Annotated in this window: 18 protein-coding genes; 9 read left to right on the forward strand and 9 right to left on the reverse strand. The window is 65.7% G+C overall.

Annotated elements, in window-relative coordinates:
- Positions 1–2 precede the first annotated feature (2 nt).
- From MTR64_RS07995 to MTR64_RS08010, 4 genes are all read right to left on the reverse strand, one after another.
- Positions 3–404 (reverse strand): TadE/TadG family type IV pilus assembly protein, encoded by a 402-nt coding sequence (locus tag MTR64_RS07995; RefSeq protein ID WP_243992595.1) that lies wholly within the window; start codon positions 402–404, stop codon positions 3–5.
- The gene (locus MTR64_RS08000; RefSeq protein WP_243992597.1) at positions 401–874 is read right to left on the reverse strand and encodes a TadE/TadG family type IV pilus assembly protein; all 474 of its coding nucleotides are present in this window, start codon (positions 872–874) and stop codon (positions 401–403) included. Before MTR64_RS08000 ends, MTR64_RS07995 begins: the two co-directional genes overlap by 4 nt.
- Before the next feature lie 20 nt (positions 875–894).
- A complete protein-coding gene (locus MTR64_RS08005; protein WP_243992599.1) occupies positions 895–2,100 on the reverse strand; it encodes a pilus assembly protein TadG-related protein in 1,206 nt (401 codons plus the stop codon).
- A gap of 257 nt (positions 2,101–2,357) precedes the next feature.
- A complete protein-coding gene (locus MTR64_RS08010; RefSeq protein ID WP_243992601.1) occupies positions 2,358–2,825 on the reverse strand; it encodes a peptidylprolyl isomerase in 468 nt (155 codons plus the stop codon).
- A gap of 155 nt (positions 2,826–2,980) precedes the next feature.
- Between MTR64_RS08010 and mgtE the strand changes: the two genes are divergently transcribed.
- From mgtE to MTR64_RS08025, 3 genes are all read left to right on the forward strand, one after another.
- Positions 2,981–4,414: a magnesium transporter gene (gene mgtE / locus MTR64_RS08015; protein ID WP_243992603.1), complete on the forward strand. Its 1,434-nt coding sequence runs from the start codon at positions 2,981–2,983 to the stop codon at positions 4,412–4,414.
- A 28-nt stretch (positions 4,415–4,442) separates the two neighbouring features.
- Positions 4,443–4,838: a DUF1489 family protein gene (locus tag MTR64_RS08020; RefSeq protein ID WP_243992605.1), complete on the forward strand. Its 396-nt coding sequence runs from the start codon at positions 4,443–4,445 to the stop codon at positions 4,836–4,838.
- Positions 4,839–4,943: 105 nt separating this feature from the next.
- Positions 4,944–5,768 (forward strand): SDR family oxidoreductase, encoded by an 825-nt coding sequence (locus tag MTR64_RS08025; RefSeq protein WP_243992607.1) that lies wholly within the window; start codon positions 4,944–4,946, stop codon positions 5,766–5,768.
- A gap of 7 nt (positions 5,769–5,775) precedes the next feature.
- Here the strand turns inward: MTR64_RS08025 and nudC are convergent, their stop codons facing one another.
- Genes nudC through mutY form a run of 3 tightly spaced genes read right to left on the reverse strand, consistent with a single transcriptional unit; the run spans position 5,776 to position 9,047 of the window.
- Positions 5,776–6,711 carry an NAD(+) diphosphatase gene (nudC, locus tag MTR64_RS08030; RefSeq protein ID WP_243992609.1) on the reverse strand — a complete coding sequence of 312 codons (936 nt, stop codon included), beginning with the start codon at positions 6,709–6,711 and terminating at the stop codon, positions 5,776–5,778.
- Positions 6,683–7,948 (reverse strand): serine hydrolase domain-containing protein, encoded by a 1,266-nt coding sequence (locus MTR64_RS08035; RefSeq protein WP_268740819.1) that lies wholly within the window; start codon positions 7,946–7,948, stop codon positions 6,683–6,685. Before MTR64_RS08035 ends, nudC begins: the two co-directional genes overlap by 29 nt.
- 46 nt (positions 7,949–7,994) lie before the next feature.
- Positions 7,995–9,047 (reverse strand): A/G-specific adenine glycosylase, encoded by a 1,053-nt coding sequence (gene mutY / locus MTR64_RS08040; protein WP_243992613.1) that lies wholly within the window; start codon positions 9,045–9,047, stop codon positions 7,995–7,997.
- 29 nt (positions 9,048–9,076) lie between these two features.
- Here mutY and MTR64_RS08045 point away from each other — a divergent pair, with 29 nt between their 5' ends.
- From MTR64_RS08045 to smc, 4 genes are all read left to right on the forward strand, one after another.
- Positions 9,077–9,631, forward strand: coding sequence for a DUF721 domain-containing protein (locus MTR64_RS08045; RefSeq protein ID WP_243992615.1), 555 nt, complete (start codon positions 9,077–9,079; stop codon positions 9,629–9,631).
- The gene (locus MTR64_RS08050) at positions 9,628–10,380 is read left to right on the forward strand and encodes a DsbA family protein (RefSeq protein ID WP_243992617.1); all 753 of its coding nucleotides are present in this window, start codon (positions 9,628–9,630) and stop codon (positions 10,378–10,380) included. Before MTR64_RS08045 ends, MTR64_RS08050 begins: the two co-directional genes overlap by 4 nt.
- Before the next feature lie 116 nt (positions 10,381–10,496).
- Positions 10,497–11,255 carry a DsbA family protein gene (locus MTR64_RS08055; RefSeq protein ID WP_243992619.1) on the forward strand — a complete coding sequence of 253 codons (759 nt, stop codon included), beginning with the start codon at positions 10,497–10,499 and terminating at the stop codon, positions 11,253–11,255.
- A gap of 27 nt (positions 11,256–11,282) precedes the next feature.
- Positions 11,283–14,720, forward strand: coding sequence for a chromosome segregation protein SMC (gene smc / locus MTR64_RS08060; RefSeq protein WP_243992621.1), 3,438 nt, complete (start codon positions 11,283–11,285; stop codon positions 14,718–14,720).
- Here smc and soxR read toward each other — a convergent pair whose 3' ends face one another.
- Positions 14,721–15,161 (reverse strand): redox-sensitive transcriptional activator SoxR, encoded by a 441-nt coding sequence (gene soxR, locus MTR64_RS08065; RefSeq protein WP_243992623.1) that lies wholly within the window; start codon positions 15,159–15,161, stop codon positions 14,721–14,723.
- Positions 15,162–15,267: 106 nt separating this feature from the next.
- On the opposite strand from soxR, the gene MTR64_RS08070 reads away from it, so the two are divergent.
- Positions 15,268–15,654 carry a VOC family protein gene (locus MTR64_RS08070; RefSeq protein WP_243992625.1) on the forward strand — a complete coding sequence of 129 codons (387 nt, stop codon included), beginning with the start codon at positions 15,268–15,270 and terminating at the stop codon, positions 15,652–15,654.
- 49 nt (positions 15,655–15,703) lie between these two features.
- On the opposite strand, the gene ubiA is transcribed toward MTR64_RS08070, so the two are convergent.
- On the reverse strand, positions 15,704–16,633 hold the full coding sequence (gene ubiA / locus MTR64_RS08075) for a 4-hydroxybenzoate octaprenyltransferase (protein ID WP_243992627.1): 930 nt from the start codon (positions 16,631–16,633) through the stop codon (positions 15,704–15,706).
- Positions 16,634–16,761: 128 nt separating this feature from the next.
- On the opposite strand from ubiA, the gene MTR64_RS08080 reads away from it, so the two are divergent.
- Positions 16,762–17,520 (forward strand): 16S rRNA (uracil(1498)-N(3))-methyltransferase, encoded by a 759-nt coding sequence (locus MTR64_RS08080; RefSeq protein ID WP_243992630.1) that lies wholly within the window; start codon positions 16,762–16,764, stop codon positions 17,518–17,520.
- Positions 17,521–17,549 lie beyond the last annotated feature (29 nt).

Here is a 17,549-nt window from a genome sequence, read left to right on the forward strand (position 1 = left end):
CATCAGGTGGGCTGGTACGAGGACATCGACTCGTTCAGCATGATTGCCCCGACGTCAGAGCCTAGCGGTATGAGCGGGTCCAACTGGTACTTTACGGTAACCTGGCTGTACTTGGCGCCATTGGTCGCTGTCCCCCGCTGCAGGGCGAGCGAGACGATCCCGCCGCTCTTGACGCCAACCAGGGCTGCTCGCACTTTGTCGAGAACCTCGGCTTCGGTCGCGTCAGGGTGGACCTTGGCATAGCGGACGCCCTCTCCCGCCGCATTGCGGACGACGCCCGACGCCTGGAGGACGAGCGAAAACTGCAACAGGCCGATCATCACGACGATGATGACCGGCAAGGCGAATGCCGCCTCGATAGCTGCAGCCCCGCGCGCGTCGGCGAGCAGATTTCTGGGAGTCATTGGATCCTCATCAGGCTGCTGCCGGTCACCGTTATGGTCGATGCCATCGCTGGCGCGCTCAGCATTCTGCCTAGCGCCGTCCAGTTGAACAGCAACTGGACCTGACGCTTGATCGAGACGCTGACGAAGCGGGCCGTCGACTGCCCGACATTGCACGGGGTGGCGTACTTGGACTGCCGCACGCCATCGCATTCGAGGAAAAGCTGCGCCGTGACGTTGTTCGACGGTACGCCCGCGGCAGCAACCGCTTCCGGCACCAGATATGCGGCGCTGGAACCGGTAGGTCGCTTAGCGAGGGCAAAGGCCGTCGTCCGCTGTGCGGCCTGTTCCACGTCGATCTTGGCGCATATGTACCGGGAAACGTCGATAATCCCGGCCACCAGAAACAGGAGCACGGGCAGCACGATGGCGAGTTCGATGACTGCCGCACCCTTGCCGTCTGCAAGGGCGGCCTGAACAATTTGGGACAACTGCCGAACACGCATGGCCATCACTCCACCACCCGGACGACGCGGGCGGACATGTCGAGATCACTGTAGTCGGAGCCGCACTTGTTATCGAGCGAGGTCGTGCCGGCAAATGATATCTGGTTGGCCACCATCAGCAAGCAATCCGCATGCTGGCCCGAATTCCCGGTGAAAGTGAGGTCCCCGCCCGGCATGTAGACAATGCCGTCCAACTGGAGGGTGCTGCCGCCCGCCATATTGCTTTCACTCGTCGAACCGATCGGATCCTGGAAGAAGAGAATGTTCTTCCAGGTCGGGTCCTCCGAGGCGGTGGGCGCGCGCAAGTCAAGGTCCGCGCCGCCCACCAGCTTGACGGTGGCGACGTTCTTAGGATCGTCACCGGTCAGGATGATGGTGACTCCTTCGCCGATGACATGTGCCTGGCTGGTTACGCTGAAGGTTCCCTTGTCCATCAGGTAGACGCCAGGCGAAAGCGTGACGTTGCCCTGCAGCGTCAGCCCGTTGCAATAGCGGCCCGGATAGAGCGTGACCGTCGTACTGGGCGCGACGTTGAGGTTGTTCGCGGTGCACGCAGTCGGGGTCGTGGGCACGGTCAGGTTGCGTGCGGCGATCGGATCGACAATCGGCAGGCCGTAGGGCTGTAGCGCTGCGTTGGCGGGAATGCTCGCGCTGCTGGCGTCGATGCCGCCGACGGCATGAATATTGGGCGTATTGAGCCAGCTGCTGCCGTCAAGGTCGACGGCTGTCGCCACGTTGGAGTTTGCCGCCGCGCCGCAGCCCAGGTTTACTTGCGCCGAACCCTGGGTATTGATGCCGACCCCGGTCGGTGAAAGTGCGATAACGCAATATTCACCGTCGGAAGCGACGGTAGCGACGGCCCTGGCCCGCACGGTCGGCGCCACATTGAGGAACATGCTTGAAAACGGCAGCATCTGGCTGGTGATCGCCCGGACCTCGACGGCATTCGAATCCGACATGTAGGCGCCCGATGTCGGCGGGTTCGAGATCAGCTCGATCGTGACTCCCGAGGTCGAAACCCGGTTGCGGCCAACTTCCTTGGTGGCGGCGGCGTTGTAGTCGAATCCCAGCTGCTCGCTGAGAACGGCCGCCCGGGCACCGGCATCGACCGCCTGCTGCAGCTGGCGTTTCCAGAGAAACCATTGGGCAGTATCGGTTGCGAGGGCGGCACCACCTATCAGGGTGGTAAGGCCGAAGGCGGTCAGCGCCAATACGTTGCCATCGGCACCGGACCACAGGCGGGACAGGAATGGCCGAACTTTCATGCAAGGTCCCCCGACTCTCATGACGAAGCCCGTTCATCTAGACACGCACGAGGTAAGGGATTCTGATGGGACCTAGTTACCTGAAATTAAGGATCTTTGACGGCCATTCGCCGATCACCCTTGCATGTTCGGCCTCCCTCGAAAGGCAAAAAGGGCGATCCTTGCGAACCGCCCCTTTAACAATTTGGGAACGCAATGATCGCTCAGCCTTCCGAAACGGTCGCCTTGACGATCGTACCGGGCGCCCGCGGCGGCTCGCCCTTGGGCAGCGCATCGACCAGTTCCATGCCTTCGACCACCTGGCCCCAGACGGTGTACTGCTTGTCGAGGAACGTGGCGTCATCGAAGCAGATGAAGAACTGGCTGTTGGCCGAGTGCGGATAGCTGGTGCGCGCCATCGAGCACACGCCGCGCACGTGCGGCTCGGCGTTGAATTCGGCCTGCAGGTCGGGCTTATCCGAACCGCCGGTGCCAGTGCCGTGCGGGCAGCCGCCCTGCGCCATGAAGCCGGGGATCACGCGGTGGAACTTCACCCCGTTGTAGAAGCCTTCACCCACCAGTTCCTTGATGCGCTCGACGTGGCCGGGGGCCAGATCAGGGCGCAACTTGATCTTGACGTCGCCCTGGCCTTCGCCGGTGTCGAGGGTGAGGGTCAGAAATTCGTCGGCCATTGTTAACTCTCCTGTTGCCGGCACCCGGGTTCGGGCGCGGAGTGGCTTGGCGCCCGATATAGGGCAGCTTGCGGCAATGTCACGTTTTCGATGCGGTGAATGCCCCCGGGAATCCACCTGTTGCAATTGCGAAATAGGCGCTTAGACCGGCCAAGATGAGCGACGCGGACCTCAAGGAAAATCTGTCTGAAGAAGAGGCCGCCGCCGAAGCCGAAGCGGCGCAGGAAACCGAGAGCCTCGACGAGGAAAACCGTCTGAAGCCGGAATTCGTCCGCAGCGTGAAAGAGGCGCTGGACGACGAGGATTCGGACCGCGTTTATGACCTTGTCGAGCCACTTCACCCTGCCGACATCGCCGACCTGTTCGAGCTGGTCGATGCCGATGAGCGCCTCACGCTCGCCCGCTCGATCCGCGACCTCATGGGCGTCGAGGTCATCGCCGAACTCAACGACTGGGTTCGCGAACTGCTGGTTGAGGCGCTGCCCGCCGAAGTCGTCGCCGAGATCGCCGAACAGCTCGATACCGACGATGCCGTCGCCATGCTGGAGGACCTCGACGAGGAAGACCAGCAGGCCGTCCTTGCCGAGATGGAGCCGGAAGACCGCGCCGCCATCGAATCGGCACTGTCCTATCCCGAGGAATCCGCCGGCCGTCTGATGAGCCGCGAATTCGTTGCGGTGCCCGAGACAATGACCGTCGGCGACCTGATCGACTTCCTGCGCGAGCACCGCGAACTGCCTACCGAGTTTTGGGAAGTGTTCTGCGTCGATGCGCTGCACCACCCGGTCGGCACTTGCGCGCTGTCGTGGATCCTGCGCTGCCCGCGCAACATCCCGCTCTACGACGTGATGAAGCGCGACCAGACCCTGATCCCGGTGGGGATGGATCAGGAAGAAGTCGCGCTGCGCTTCCAGAAATACGCGCTGATCTCCGCCGCGGTGACCGACGATTCCGGCCGCCTGATCGGCCAGATCACTGTCGACGACATCGTCCACATCATTCAGGAAGAGGCCGGCGAGGATACCCTGCTGCTCTCGGGTGCGGGCGACGGCGACATCAACGAACCGATCCTGCTGACCGTGCGCGCGCGCCTGACCTGGCTGGTGGTGAACCTCGCGACCGCCATCCTTGCCTCTTCGGTGGTCGGCCTGTTCCAGGGGGCGATTGCGAAATTCGCGCTGCTCGCGGTGCTGATGCCGATCGTCTCGGGCATGGGCGGCAATGCCGGCACCCAGACGCTGGCCGTGGTGGTGCGTGCCATCGCGACCAACCAGCTGACCGATTCAAATACCTGGCGGATGATCCTGCGCGAATTCCGCATCGCGCTGGCCAATGGCGCCGCGCTCGGCACGCTGATCGGCCTCGGCACCGGCCTGTTGTTCGGCAATCCGCATCTTGGCGCGGTCATCGCCACGGCCATGGTGGTGAACAACCTCGTCGCCGGTCTCGCGGGTATCCTCGTGCCGGTGACCCTGACTCGCTTCAAGGTCGACCCGGCGGTGTCCTCGGCGGTTTTCGTGACCACGGCGACCGACGTGATGGGCTTTTTCTCGTTTCTGGGTCTCGCGGTTCTCACCGGACTCGCCTGAGACACGCTCCCGCCCTATCTTGGCTACCATGCCGCTGCACATGACCAAGATCGCCTATTCCGCCGAGAGCCCGGCGGACTTGCGCGCATGGCTGGAAAGCCATCCGGAAGAAGCGCTGATGACCACCCGCTACCTGCCCAAGCGCCACGAGGAGATGGTCGGCGGCTCGCTGTACTGGATCTATGAGCACGCGCTGATCGGCCGTTCGCCCATCCTGCGCTTCACCCAGCGCGACGACGGGCGCTGGCACATCCACCTCGCGCCCAAGCTGATCCCGGTCGTCACCAAGCCCAAGCGAGCGCATCAGGGCTGGCGCTACCTCAAGGAGGAAGACGCCCCGCGCGACCTTGGCGACGGCGAGAGCAGCGGTGACGTCATGCCGCCAAAGCTGGCTCGCGAACTGGCGAAGCTCGGTCTGGTGTGATCCGCAACGGGCAGGCGATGTTGCCGCCTCCCGTAAAACACGCCCTCCCCCCGGCGGCGCCTCCGGTCTAGACAAACGGCCAGCCAGACCGGGGAGGGAAAAATCATGGCCGACACGCCGCAGACTGTCACTGTTGTCACCGGCGCAGCAGGTGGCATGGGGGCTGCGATTGCCCGCGCTTTCGCCGCGCAGGGCCATGCGCTCGTCATCAGCGATCTCAACCCGGAACCGCTGGAGGCCGTGGCGGACGAACTGCGCACGCAAGTGCCTGTCGTGACGGTTGCCGGCGATATCTCGGCGTCTGACTATCCCGAACGGTTGCGGACTGCCGCCGCGCCTGCCCGCATCGGCGTGCTGGTCCACGCGGCGGGAGTCTCGCCCTCGATGACCAACGGCAAGCGCATCTTTGCCATCAACTTCACCGCGTCGCAGCGCCTTGCCGAAGGGCTGTTGCCCGCCATGGCGCCGGGTGGCGCGGCGGTACTGATCGCCTCCAACTCCGGCCAGATGATCGGCCGTCCGATCGTCGACCGGGCCATCCGCAAGCTGCTCAAGGGCAAGAGCTCGCTGCTGGCGAGCCTGATGCTGCGCAATTCCGGCGCCGCCTATTCGCTCTCCAAGCGCGCGGTGCAGCTTTACGCGAAAGCGATGGCGCCGCGCTTCGGGAAGGAAGGTGTGCGGATCGTCTCGCTCTCGCCGGGGATCATCGACACGCCGATGGCACAGCTGGAACAGCAGCAGGGTCCGGAAATGCGCAAGATGATCGAGCTGTCGGCGCTCGGACGCTCGGGCCGTCCGGAGGAAATCGCCTCGGCCGTCACTTTCCTCGCCTCGCCCGCCGCAAGCTACATCAGCGGAACGGACATCCTTGTCGACGGTGGCACCATCGCCGGGGTGGATGCGGCAGGAGGACCGATGGCGCTTCGCTGAACGGCGCTCAGCCCCGCTCCACCCACGAGCGGATGAGAGCGTGGGCCACGGCGGTCCGTGGCGGTGCGCCGAATGCGCGACCCTGCTCGCCCTGCTCGACGGCCTCCAGCGCCTCGAACACCTCATCGCGGGTGAACCAGCGCACGTCCTCCATCTCGGTCTCGTCCATCACGATGGCGGGATCGTCGGCGAAAGCGTGGCAGCCGATCATCAGCGAGGAGGGGAACGGCCAGGGCTGACTGATCACGTATTCGACGTCGCGGGCGCACACGCCCGCTTCCTCGAAAACCTCACGCACCACGGCTTCCTCGATCGTCTCGCCCGGCTCGACGAACCCGGCCAGCGCCGAATAGCGCCCCGCCGGAAAACGGGGCTGGCGGCCGAGCAGGAGCTTGCCGTCGCACTCGACGGTCATGATCGTGACAGGATCGACGCGCGGAAAGTGTTCGGCCTTGCAGTCCGCATTCGTGCAGGTGCGCTGCCAGCCGCCTTTGGCCAGTTCGGTCCGGCTGCCACAGACAGCGCAGAAACGATGGCGCGCGTGCCAGCCAACCAGAGAGCGGGCGCCGCCGTAGGCGGCCAGTTCCCCAGCTTCGAGGACCGCCATGGCATTCCAGCTTGCCGGACCCGCATGAGGACTGCCCGATGGATATGAGGTGCGCACTTCGGCAAAGCAGCCACGCACCTCAGGTCCCGGCCCATCCAACCCCAGAAACACCAGTTCGCTGTCGGGCGCGGCATCCGCCAGACTGCCCCAATCAAGCGTGTTGTCTGGCGTCAGCACCGGATCGAGCCCGTCCATCCGCAGCAGCCGCGCCTGCCAGGTCTTGAGCGCGTCGAGCGCCGCCGGATCGTTGCGGATGTGATCGGCACGGTCGATGTGGGATCCGGCGAAGGCTATCGTCGTCAACACGTCACTTGTTCTCCAGCAGGGCCATGACATCGGCCTTTAGCGCGGTCTGGAATTCGGGCAGCAGGCCACTGGCGTTGGGCGGCATGAATTGCACGAAAATCTGCGATCGCAAGGCGTGGACCATGTCGACCATGCCGACCGTGCCTGCTGCCCCCGACCAGCCGTAGATGCCCGCTTCCGCCCCCTTGCCGACGCGGCCGCCCGCGCCGAAGCCGGCATTTCCTCCAAACATGGCGGGGATCGTCACGCCCGCAGGAAGCAGATCGCCGGTCCCGATGCGCACTGCCTGCTCGTCAAGCACGCGCACGCCATCGATCTCGCCGAACTGCGCCAGCATGCGCAGGAATCGGTCGTAGTCGCGCGGTGAACTGACCAGCCCTGCCCCGCCGAAGGGGAACGGCGGCGGATCGAGGAATATCGAATTTTCGCTTCCGTCGATCGGCACCAGAACATCGCCCACCGCGCCGTAGTTGGTGGTGAGGCGCCCGGCATCGCCTGCAGGCACCCGGAAGAAGGTGCTGGTCATTCCCGCCGGCTCGAAGATCGTCTCGCGCAAGTGGGCATCGAAGCTGCGTCCGGTGACGACCTCGATCACCCGGCCCATGAGGTCGAGCCCCATGGAATAGATCCAGCGTGCACCCGGATCGCTGACCAGCGGCACTTCGGCGAGCCGATCCGCGAAGTGGTCGAGGCCGTGAACAGGCGCACCGCGCGAGAGCCCCGGAATCTCCATGCGGCTGACCTGCCCGGCAATGAGGCCCTTGTCCTCCATCAGCGTCTTGATGGGGCCCTTCTGGATGATGGTGTAGCCGATGCCCGAAGTGTGTGTGAGCAGGTACCTGATCGTAATCGGACGGGGGGCCGGGTGCAGTTCGGTCACCGAACCGTCGTAGGTATCCTGCACCATCATGGTCCGGAACTTCGGCAGGATATCGTAAAGCGGCTGATCGAGCCCCAGCTTGCCTTGCGCGACCAGCTGCATCGCCGCCATTCCGGTGACGGGCTTCGTCATCGAATAGATGCGAAACAGACTATCGGGCGTCACCGCGTCACCGTCGGTGAAGCCTTCCGAGCCGCGCGCGACGTATTCGGGATCACGGCCGGGAATCCCCAGCGAAGCCACCATGCCGGGAAACTTGCCCGGGCCCACCCAGCGCTCGACGACCTTTCGCACCTGCGGAAGCATTTCCCGGTCCGCCGCCGCCAGTGCGAGGCGCGGCATAAGCGCGACGCCGAGGCTGGCACAGGCCGCCATGCTCAGGATCATGCGGCGATCGGCAGCAGCAGCGAGAGTTTCCAGATCCCGGATCACGTCATGCCTCTCTTTCCGACAGCGCCAGCCGCGCCGCCTTGGCGAAGAGCGTGGGCAATCCGGCCTCGTCGAGGCGGTCGAGCGGCCACCACTCGCCCTCGCCGGGCGGCAACCTAGTCCAATCAGCCCCAAGGTAAACCGCAAGGTGCAGATCGAGCCCGAAATGGGTGAAGGTGTGACTGACCTTGCCCGCACTTTCCCACGGCCCGGACAATGGCCCTTCCCCGGAGCCGTCCGCGCGCGCCGACCAGTTGTCGTCCGGCAGGGCACGCATTCCGCCAAGCATGCCCTTGCCCGGACGGCGGACCAGCCAGACCTGTTCTTCCTGCTCGATCCAGAAAGCCTGTCCCCGGCGGGCGGGCTTGGCCTTCTTCGGTGCCTTCACCGGGAATCGGTCCGGCTCGCCCATGGCCCTCGCCGTGCAATGGCCAGAAAGCGGGCACAGCAGGCAACGCGGCGAACGGCTGGTGCAGACGGTCGCGCCCAGATCCATCATCGCCTGCGCAAAGTCGCCGCTGCGGGCATCCGGTGTTATCGCATCGGCCTTTTCACGGATCATGGTGCGCGCGCCCGGCAGCGGCTCGCCGATTGCGAAAAGCCGGGCCACGACGCGTTCGACATTGGCATCGACCACCACCGCGCGCCGCCCGAAGGCGATCGCAGCGACTGCCGCCGCCGTATAGGCGCCAAGCCCCGGCAGGGCGCGCAGCCCCTCCTCGGTATCCGGAAAATGCCCGCCCCGTGCCGCCACTTCGCGCGCGCAGGCCAGCAGATTGCGGGCGCGGGCATAATAGCCAAGGCCAGCCCATGCCGCCATGACCTCTTCGTCCCCGGCGGCCGCCAGCGCCTCCACGGCAGGCCAGCGCGAGGTGAATGCGGTAAAGTAGTCCTTCACCGCCGCCACTGTCGTCTGCTGCAGCATCACTTCGGACAGCCACACGCGGTAGGGATCAGGCGCAGGCGTCCCCGGCGGGGCCCGCCAGGGCAGGTCCCGCGCATGGGCATCGTACCAGGCGAGAAGATCGCTCCCAACAGCATCCGAACTGGCATCCATGGCGCCGCTATGGCATTGGAGCCCGGACAATGGAACGGGATGATCGCAAACAATCCGGCTCTTCGAAGGGCAAGCCTTCGGGAGTCAAACGCTACGAGCGCCCGCGGGGCGGACAGGCTCGCGCCATTTCCGACCTGATGCCCGAGGTGGGCCGTACTGCCTTCCGCCGTTTCGGCTTCGTGCAGTCGAGCGTCGTCACCCGCTGGCCGGAAATCGTCGGTGCCCGCCATGCCCGCATCTGCAGCCCCGAATCGATCCGCTTCCCCCCCGGCGAGAAGAGCGACGGCATCCTCCAGCTCGTCGTCGTGCCCGCGCACGCCCCGATCATCCAGCACGTGATCCCCGAGATCGTCGAGCGCGTGAACCGCTTTTTCGGCTACAATGCCGTGGCCAAAGTGAAGATCCGGCAAGGTGAGGTTAAGGCACCTGCTGCTTCAAAGCCGCAGGCTGCTCCGCCTTCGCTCAAACCTGTGCCGCTGGAACTGGGGGAATCGCTGCGCGACATCGGCGATCCGGAACTGCGCGCAGTGCTTGAGTCGCTGGCGCGCAGCATGAGCGCAAAGAACAATCAGGACGAGCAATGATGAAGGCCCCCAGCATGAAGACCGCGCTGCGCGCGCTTGCCCCCCTTGCCCTGACCGCCGGAGCCATCCTGAGCATGGCGGCCAACGGCAAGCCGGCCAAGAGCCTTGCGGCGCCCAGCACGAACTGGAACAGTGCCATCGCGGTCACTGCCAACGGCAGCCATCAGCTCGGCAATCCCAATGCCCCGGTCAAGCTTACCGAATATGTCAGCTACACCTGCCCGCACTGCGCGCACTACCAGCAGGAATCGGACCCGGCCCTGCGCCTGACCGTGATTCCCAAGGGACAGGTAACGGTCACGGTGACCAACCTGTTGCGCAATCCCATCGACCTGACTGTGGCCCTGCTGACCAACTGCGGCGATCCGAAGCGCTTCTTCGTGCGGCACAATGCCTTTTTCGCAACGCAGGAAAAGTGGCTCGCCAAGGCGCAGACGATGACGCAGGCGCAGCAACAACGCTGGTATCAGGGCTCCATGCCTGAACGGATGCGCGCCATCGCCAGCGACTTCAGCTTCTACGACAAGATGTCGGGCTGGGGCATTACCCGTGCGCAGGCCGATGCCTGCCTTGCCGACACGGCCATGCTCGACAAGCTGAAAGCGCAGCAGGAAGAGTCCTCCACTCTCGGCATCAACAGCACCCCCAGCTTCACGCTCAACGGCGCAGTGCTGGACGCACATGATTGGGACTCGGTCTCCAAGGCAATCACCGACAAACTCGCCGAACAGCACGCCGGAGCCATCTGAAGCCCCGAAATCCGCCAGTGCAGCTGTGGAGAGAATCCACAGCTGCACTCTCCGCCGCTTTGTTCCAGCACGGCCTTGAGCTAGCCTTTTCCCGCCTTCGCAAAGGATTCGCCACGATGACCCGCACCTCCATCCGCCACCTCGCCATCGGCATGGTGGCCCTGCCTCTCGCACTGGGCCTTGCCGCATGCGGCAAGAAGGCCGAGGAGGGCGCGCCGAAGTCCAGCGAGCCAATCGCCAAGATCGCCCCGCCCGCGGGCAAGGCCTGGGCCGACATGGTCGAGAAGACGCCCGAAGGCGGCTATCGCATGGGCAACCCCCAGGCACCGATCAAGCTGGTGGAATATGGCGCGCTGAGCTGCTCGCACTGCGCCGAATTCGCCAAGGAAAGCTTCGAGAAGCTGCGCGACGACTACGTCGCAAGCGGCCGCGTCAGCTATGAACTGCGCTTTTTCATGCTGAACCCCTATGATATTCCGGCCTCGCTGCTGGCAACCTGCGGATCGACCGAGGCGGTGATCCCGCTCAGCGAGCAGTTCTGGGCCTGGCAGCCGAACATGTTCCAAAACGTGCAGGCCGCAGGCGATGCCAAGCTCAAGGAACTTGGTGACATGCCCAAGGAGCAGCAGATCGGCGCCATCGCCGACCTTGCGGGCATGACCGAATTCTTCTCCTCGCGCGGGATCTCGCGCGATCAGGGCCAGGCCTGCCTTGCCGACACTGCCAAGGCCAAGGCACTGGCTGATCAGACCGAAAAGGCCAGCACCGAATTCAACGTCACTGGCACGCCGACCTTCATCATCAACGGCTCGACGCAGGGCTCGATGGGCTGGAAGGAACTGGAACCCAAGCTCCAAGAGGCAGGCGCGCGCTGATGCGCCTGCTCCGGTAAAGGCGCGCCGATGCGCATCAGGCGGCTCAAGCTCAGTGGATTCAAGAGCTTCGTAGAGCCCGCCGAACTGCGCATCGAACCGGGCCTTACCGGCGTCGTCGGCCCCAACGGCTGCGGCAAGTCCAACCTGCTCGAAGCGATCCGATGGGTCATGGGCGAAAGCTCGCCCAAGTCCATGCGCGGCGGCGGCATGGAAGACGTGATCTTCGCCGGGACGGCCAACCGTCCCCCGCGCGCCTTTGCAGAAGTGGTGCTGCAAGGCGAAACCGCCGTGCGTGAGGACGGCACCCGGGACGAACTGGAAGTCGTGCGTCGGATCGAGCGCGGCGCGGGCAGCGCCTACCGCATCAACGGGCGCGACGTGCGCGCCAAGGACGTCGCCCTGACCTTTGCAGACGCCGCGACCGGCGCGCACAGCCCGGCGCTCGTAAGCCAGGGCAAGATCGCCGCCGTCATCGCCGCCAAGCCCGCAGAACGGCGCGCGATGCTGGAGGAGGCGGCGGGCATCGCCGGCCTGCACGTGCGGCGCAAGGACGCCGAGCAGAAGCTGCGTGCAACCGAAGCCAACCTCGCCCGGCTTGAGGACATCATGGCCGGCCTCGACAAGCAGGTCGGCTCGCTGCGGCGGCAGGCCAAGGCGGCGGAACGCTACAAGGCGCTATCTGACCAGATCCGGCTGGCCGAGGCCCGCCTGGTCTTTGCCCGCTGGCGCGATGCCGCCGCCGCCGCCACCGCTGCGAAGAAGGAAGCGCAGGCTGCCGAAGCACGCGTCGCCGCGGCGCAGGACGCCGCCAGGGCTGCGCAGGAAGCGCAGGCCACCGCCGCCGAATCGCTGATCGCCACGCGCGACGAATTGGCCGACCGCCGCGACGATGCCACCGCGCAAGGCCACCGCATGGCAACGCTCACCAGCCAGCTCGAAGCCGCCGAGCAGCGTCTGAAAGACCTCGACCGCCAGCGCACCCGACTGGAGGAAGACCGCAGCGACGCCGACCGCATGACCCGCGATGCCGCCGAAGCGCTGGCAAGGCTGGAACGCGAACTGGCAGACGGCGCCAAGCAGCTCGAAACCGACGAGGCCGAACGCCCGCGCCTCGCCAATGCCCTCGAAGGGGCAGAGCGCGCCGCACGTGCTGCCGAACTCGATCTGGCGCAGGCCACCGCTACGCAGGCCGGTGTGGAAGCCGAATGGCGGATCGCCGAGGCCGAACTGGTGCAGGCCCGCAGCCGGATCGATCGCCTGAACGCGGAGAGCGCGCGCCTTCAGGCCCAGCTTGCCGGTCTGCCCGAAACCGCAGATCTTGACGACGCCATCGCCAAGGCGCGGCTTGAGGCCGAGGCGGCCACGACCGCGCTTGCCAAGGCTCGCGAGGGGCTCGATGCGCAGCACGCTCGCAAAACCGGGCTCATGGCCGAACGTGATGCCGCCGCTTCAGCCCTTGCCGGTGCCCGGGCCGACCTGACCGGTATCGAACGCGAACACACTGCTCTGCTGCGCGACCGCGAGGCCCGCGCCAAGGGCGCCAAGGCCGCACATGGGCTCAAGACTGCGATCGATACCGTAAGGGCCGCGCCGGGCTATGAACGCGCGCTCGCCGCCGTCCTTGGGCGCGATGCCAAGGCACCGCTCGGCAGCATCGCACAGGCCGACGGACGATTCTGGACCGGAGCCGAGGCACCTGCTCCGGTAGCGAAAAGCCTCGCCGCGCATGTCACGCTGTGCCCGCCTGAGCTTGCCGCCCGGCTGGCCCTGGTCCACGTTGTCGAGAACGATGACGAACGCACGCTGAAGCCGGGCGAATGGCTGGTCACGCGTGCGGGTATGTTGCGCCGTTGGGACGGCTTCATCGCGCGTGGCGAAGGCGCGGCCGAAGCCGCTCGGCTGGAAGCGGAAAACCGCTTTGCCGAACTCGATGCCCAGCTTCCACCGCTGCGCGAAGCCGTGACTGCCGCCGAGAAGCGGCAAACCGCATTGCAGCAGGAGCTATCCGCCCTCTCCGCGACCGTGATCGCCGCCGAACGCGCCATCGCCGACGCCGCCAATGCCGAGCGCAATGCCCTGCGCGCCGCCGATCAGGCCGAGGATACCAAGGCACGCCATCAGGCCCGCCGTTCGGAACTGGATCGCAGCGCGCGGGAACTGGCCGAGCAGCACCAAAGCGCCGGACAGGATCTTGCCGCGGCAGAGGCGAAGCGGGCGGCGCTGCCCGATCCCGAGGCCGGACGCGCCGGGCTTGAGGCGGCCAGGGCGAAGAACGAGGCCGCCAAGGCTCGGCTGCAGGCCACCACCGCCACGCTCGCCGCGCACGATCAGGCGCTCGCGGTGGCACGCGAACGTACTGCCTCGCAGCGCGGCGATATCCGCAACTGGCAGGCGCGCGCGGGCGACGCCACCAACCGGCTTGCCCAGATGGCCGGACGACTGGAGGAAATCGAGACCGAACACGCCGTGATCGCCGCCAAACCCGCCTCGCTGATGGAACAGATCGAGCAGGGAGAACTGATCCGCCAGCGCCTTGCGGAAGAGCTGGCCAAGGCGGAAGCGGCTGTCGCGGCCATGACGGAAGCTTTGCGCAAAGCCGATGCCGCACTTGCCGCCGCACAAGAAACGCTCGCCAGCGCCCGCGAGGGCCGCGCCGGGGCCGTCGCGCGGGCCGAGAACGAGGACGAGCGCCGAGTCGAGATGACGCGGATCTCGGGCGAACGCTTCCAGTGCCCCCCGCCTGTGCTGCCCGAGCGCTTCGCCTTCGTGTCCGCAGAAGTCAGCGGCGCAAACGAGGAATCGGCAGCCATGGACAAGCTCGTGACGGACCGCGAGCGGATCGGGCCAGTCAATCTGGTCGCAGCGGACGAACTCGCCGAGGCCGAAGCGCAACTGGGCACCAGTGTCACCGAACAGGCCGAACTGGCCGAAGCCGTGAACCGTCTGCGCGGCTCGATCGGCAATCTCAACCGCGAAGGCCGCGAGCGCCTGCGCGCGGCCTTCGAAGCGGTCGACGGCCATTTCCAGCGGCTGTTCACCCGGCTGTTCCTGGGCGGCAAGGCGCACCTCGCACTCGTCGATTCCGACGATCCGCTCGAAGCCGGTCTCGAAATCTTCGCCCAGCCGCCTGGCAAGCGCCTGCAGTCGCTCACCCTGCTGTCGGGCGGCGAGCAGGCCCTGACTGCCGTGGCGCTGATCTTCGGCCTGTTCCTCACCAACCCGGCGCCGATCTGCGTGCTCGACGAAGTCGATGCCCCGCTCGACGATGCCAATATCGAGCGCTTCTGCGACCTGCTCGAAGCGATGACGAAGGAAACCGACACGCGGTACCTCATCGTCACGCACAATGCCGTGACAATGAGCCGCATGCACCGCCTGTTCGGCGTGACCATGGTCGAAAAGGGCGTTTCGCGGCTGGTCAGCGTCGACCTTGGCGGGGCCGAGGAATTGCTGGCGGCGGAATAGCTATTTCAGCACGAAGCGCGGCCCCGTCCCCTGCCCGCCAGCGTGATCGTCCACGTTGTAGATGCCGCACTTGGCGAGGCTGAGGCAGCCGCAGCCGATGCATTCTTCCAGCTTGCGACGCGTGAGTTCAAGCAAGCCGATCTGGGCATCGATCGACGCGCGCATCGACAGGCTGATCTTCTCCCAGTCGCCCAGCGTGGGCGTGCGGCCCTGCGGCAGGGCGGAGAGCTCGCGTTCGATGTCTGCCAATGCCAGCCCCAGCTTCTGCGCGATCAGGATGAAGCTCACGCGGCGAATGTCGGAGCGCAGGAAACGGCGCTGGTTGCCGCTGGTGCGCAGTGCGGTGAGCAGCCCCTTCTCCTCGTAGAAACGGATCGCCGAAACGGCGACGCCGGTGCGGCGCGACAGGTCGCCGATGGAGATGAAGCGGTCGTTGGACATCAGAGGCTCGAGAGGGGGCTCAATTTTCTGCTTGAGCTCGAGTTAACTTGAGATTGCATCTTTGCCAAGCCGGGTGATTCGCCGGCACAGCGAAGGAGTTGCCATCATGACACACCCGGCCAAAGCCAAAGGCCGCCTCGAACACGCGAACATCACCGTCAGCGACATCGAGCGCTCGTCAAAACTGCTGCAGGACCTGCTCGGCTGGGAAGAACGCTGGCGCGGTCCCGCCATCAACGATGGCGAAACCATCCATGTCGGCGAGGAATTCAGCTACATCGCGATCTACACCGATCACAAAATGCACACTCGCTTTGCCAAGGGCGTGCCGCTCAATCACATCGGACTGCTTGTCGAAGACCTTGACGCGGCCGAGCAGGTGGTAATCGACGCGGGCCTCGAGCCGTTCAACCATGCCGACTACGATCCCGGCCGGCGCTTCTATTTCTTCGACTGGGACGGCATCGAATTCGAGGTGGTGAGCTATGAATGAGCCGCTCATCACCCGGACCGGAGCGTGGTACCGCCACGCCCGGAACCCGTCAGATCACACCCGCGTTCCCCACGACCCAGCAGGCGAGCGCCATCACGAGGCCAAGGTCCCGGTTGGACCGGAAACGCGCTAGCGCATTCTCGCCGCTGTCCGGGTTAAGCGTGACAACCTGAAACGCCATATGCATGGCCACGGGTGCAAGCGCGACAAGCGCCACCCAGTCCGGCCGCAGAGCCCAGAAGGCGAGCGCCCAGAACGCCACTGCGAGCGCATAGAAGGCCCCGACGCCGGCGCGCACGCGTGATCCCAGCCGCAGCGCCGAGGAGCGGATGCCGACCAGTGCGTCATCCTCCCGGTCTTGCAGCGCGTAGATCGTGTCGTAGCCGATGCACCACACGATGCTCCCTGCATAGAGCGCCGCAAGCGCTTCAAGGTGATCGCCCCGGACTTCGACCCAGCCGACCAGCGCGCCCCAGGTGAAGACCAGCCCCAGCCAGGCCTGCGGCCACCAGGTAATGCGCTTCATGAAGGGGTAGGCGGCCACCAGCGCGATGCTGCCAAGCGCCACCAGCTGCGCCTGCCAGCGCAGCTGCAGCAGCACCACCAGTCCCACCAGACACAGGGCAATCAGCCAGGTCCATGCCGCCTGCAGGCTCACCCGTCCGCTCGCCACCGGACGCGCGGCGGTGCGCGCCACCTGCCGGTCAAGATCGGCGTCGACGATGTCGTTGTAGACGCAGCCCGCCCCGCGCATGGCGATGGATCCCAGCAGAAACCAGAGGATCAGGCTCCAACGCTCTTCCCCGCCGGCCAGCAGCACGCCCCATGCGCAAGGCCAGAACAGCAGCCATGAACCGATCGGCCGGTCGAACCGCGCCAGCATCGCATAGGACCGGTAAGGCTCCGGCAGCAAGGACACCAGCCCGCGATGCTCGGTATCGGGCACGCCGGGGTCTGAAAGAGAGGATGGTTCGTTCACAGACCAAGCCTAGTCGATCAAGGGCGCCATGTCATGGGCGAACACTTCGCATTCGGATTTGCCCATTGCGCCGGGCAAGCGATCACGCGACAAGGCCCCCGTTGCCAACTTTGATGGAAAATTCGCCGATGGGAGCCACTCCTGCCTGGCCGCCGCGATCGGCGCCGCGCCTTTTCGTATCGGGACCGCTGACGGCAGGCGCCCCCGTGACGATTGCGGAAGGACAGGCACACTACCTCCTCAAGGTCATGCGCATCGCCCCCGGCGACGCCGTGGTGCTATGCGACGACACGACCGGCGAATGGGCGGCCGAAGTCACCAGCACAAGCAAGCGCGATCTCGTTCTGGAGCCGCGCAAACGGTTGCGCGAGCGCGAGCAGGTTCCCGATTTCTGGCTCTGCGCGGCGCTGCTCAAGAAGCCGAACTTCGATCTCGTGCTGGAAAAGGCCACGGAACTCGGTGTGCGGCGCATCCAGCCCGTCGTCACCCGCCGCTGCGTCGCCGACAAACTCAATCCCGAACGCGCGCTGACCATCGTTACTGAAGCGGCCGAGCAATGCGCACGCACCGCTCTGCCCGGACTGGCGCCGGTGGAACGGCTCGAAGCGCTGCTGCGCGACTGGCCCGAAGACCGCGTGTTGTTCTTCGCCGACGAGCAGGGCGGCCTGCCTGCAGCCGCCGCCTTTGCTGCCACGCCGGGACCGGCAGCGCTTCTGGTTGGGCCTGAGGGCGGGTTCGAAGACGGCGAACGCGCCGCGATCCGGGCGCATCCGCAAGCACAGGCAATCTCGCTGGGCCCACGCATCCTGCGTGGCGAAACGGCCAGCATTGCCGCCACGGCTCTGTGGATGGGTTTGTCCGGAGATTGGTCAACGCAGGGAAATTGATCGTCCCCCAAACAAATAGTGCTGGCGTC

Origin of the sequence: Novosphingobium album (ex Hu et al. 2023), from assembly GCF_022832385.1 — a bacterium.
In the GTDB taxonomy this organism is placed as follows: domain Bacteria; phylum Pseudomonadota; class Alphaproteobacteria; order Sphingomonadales; family Sphingomonadaceae; genus Novosphingobium; species Novosphingobium album.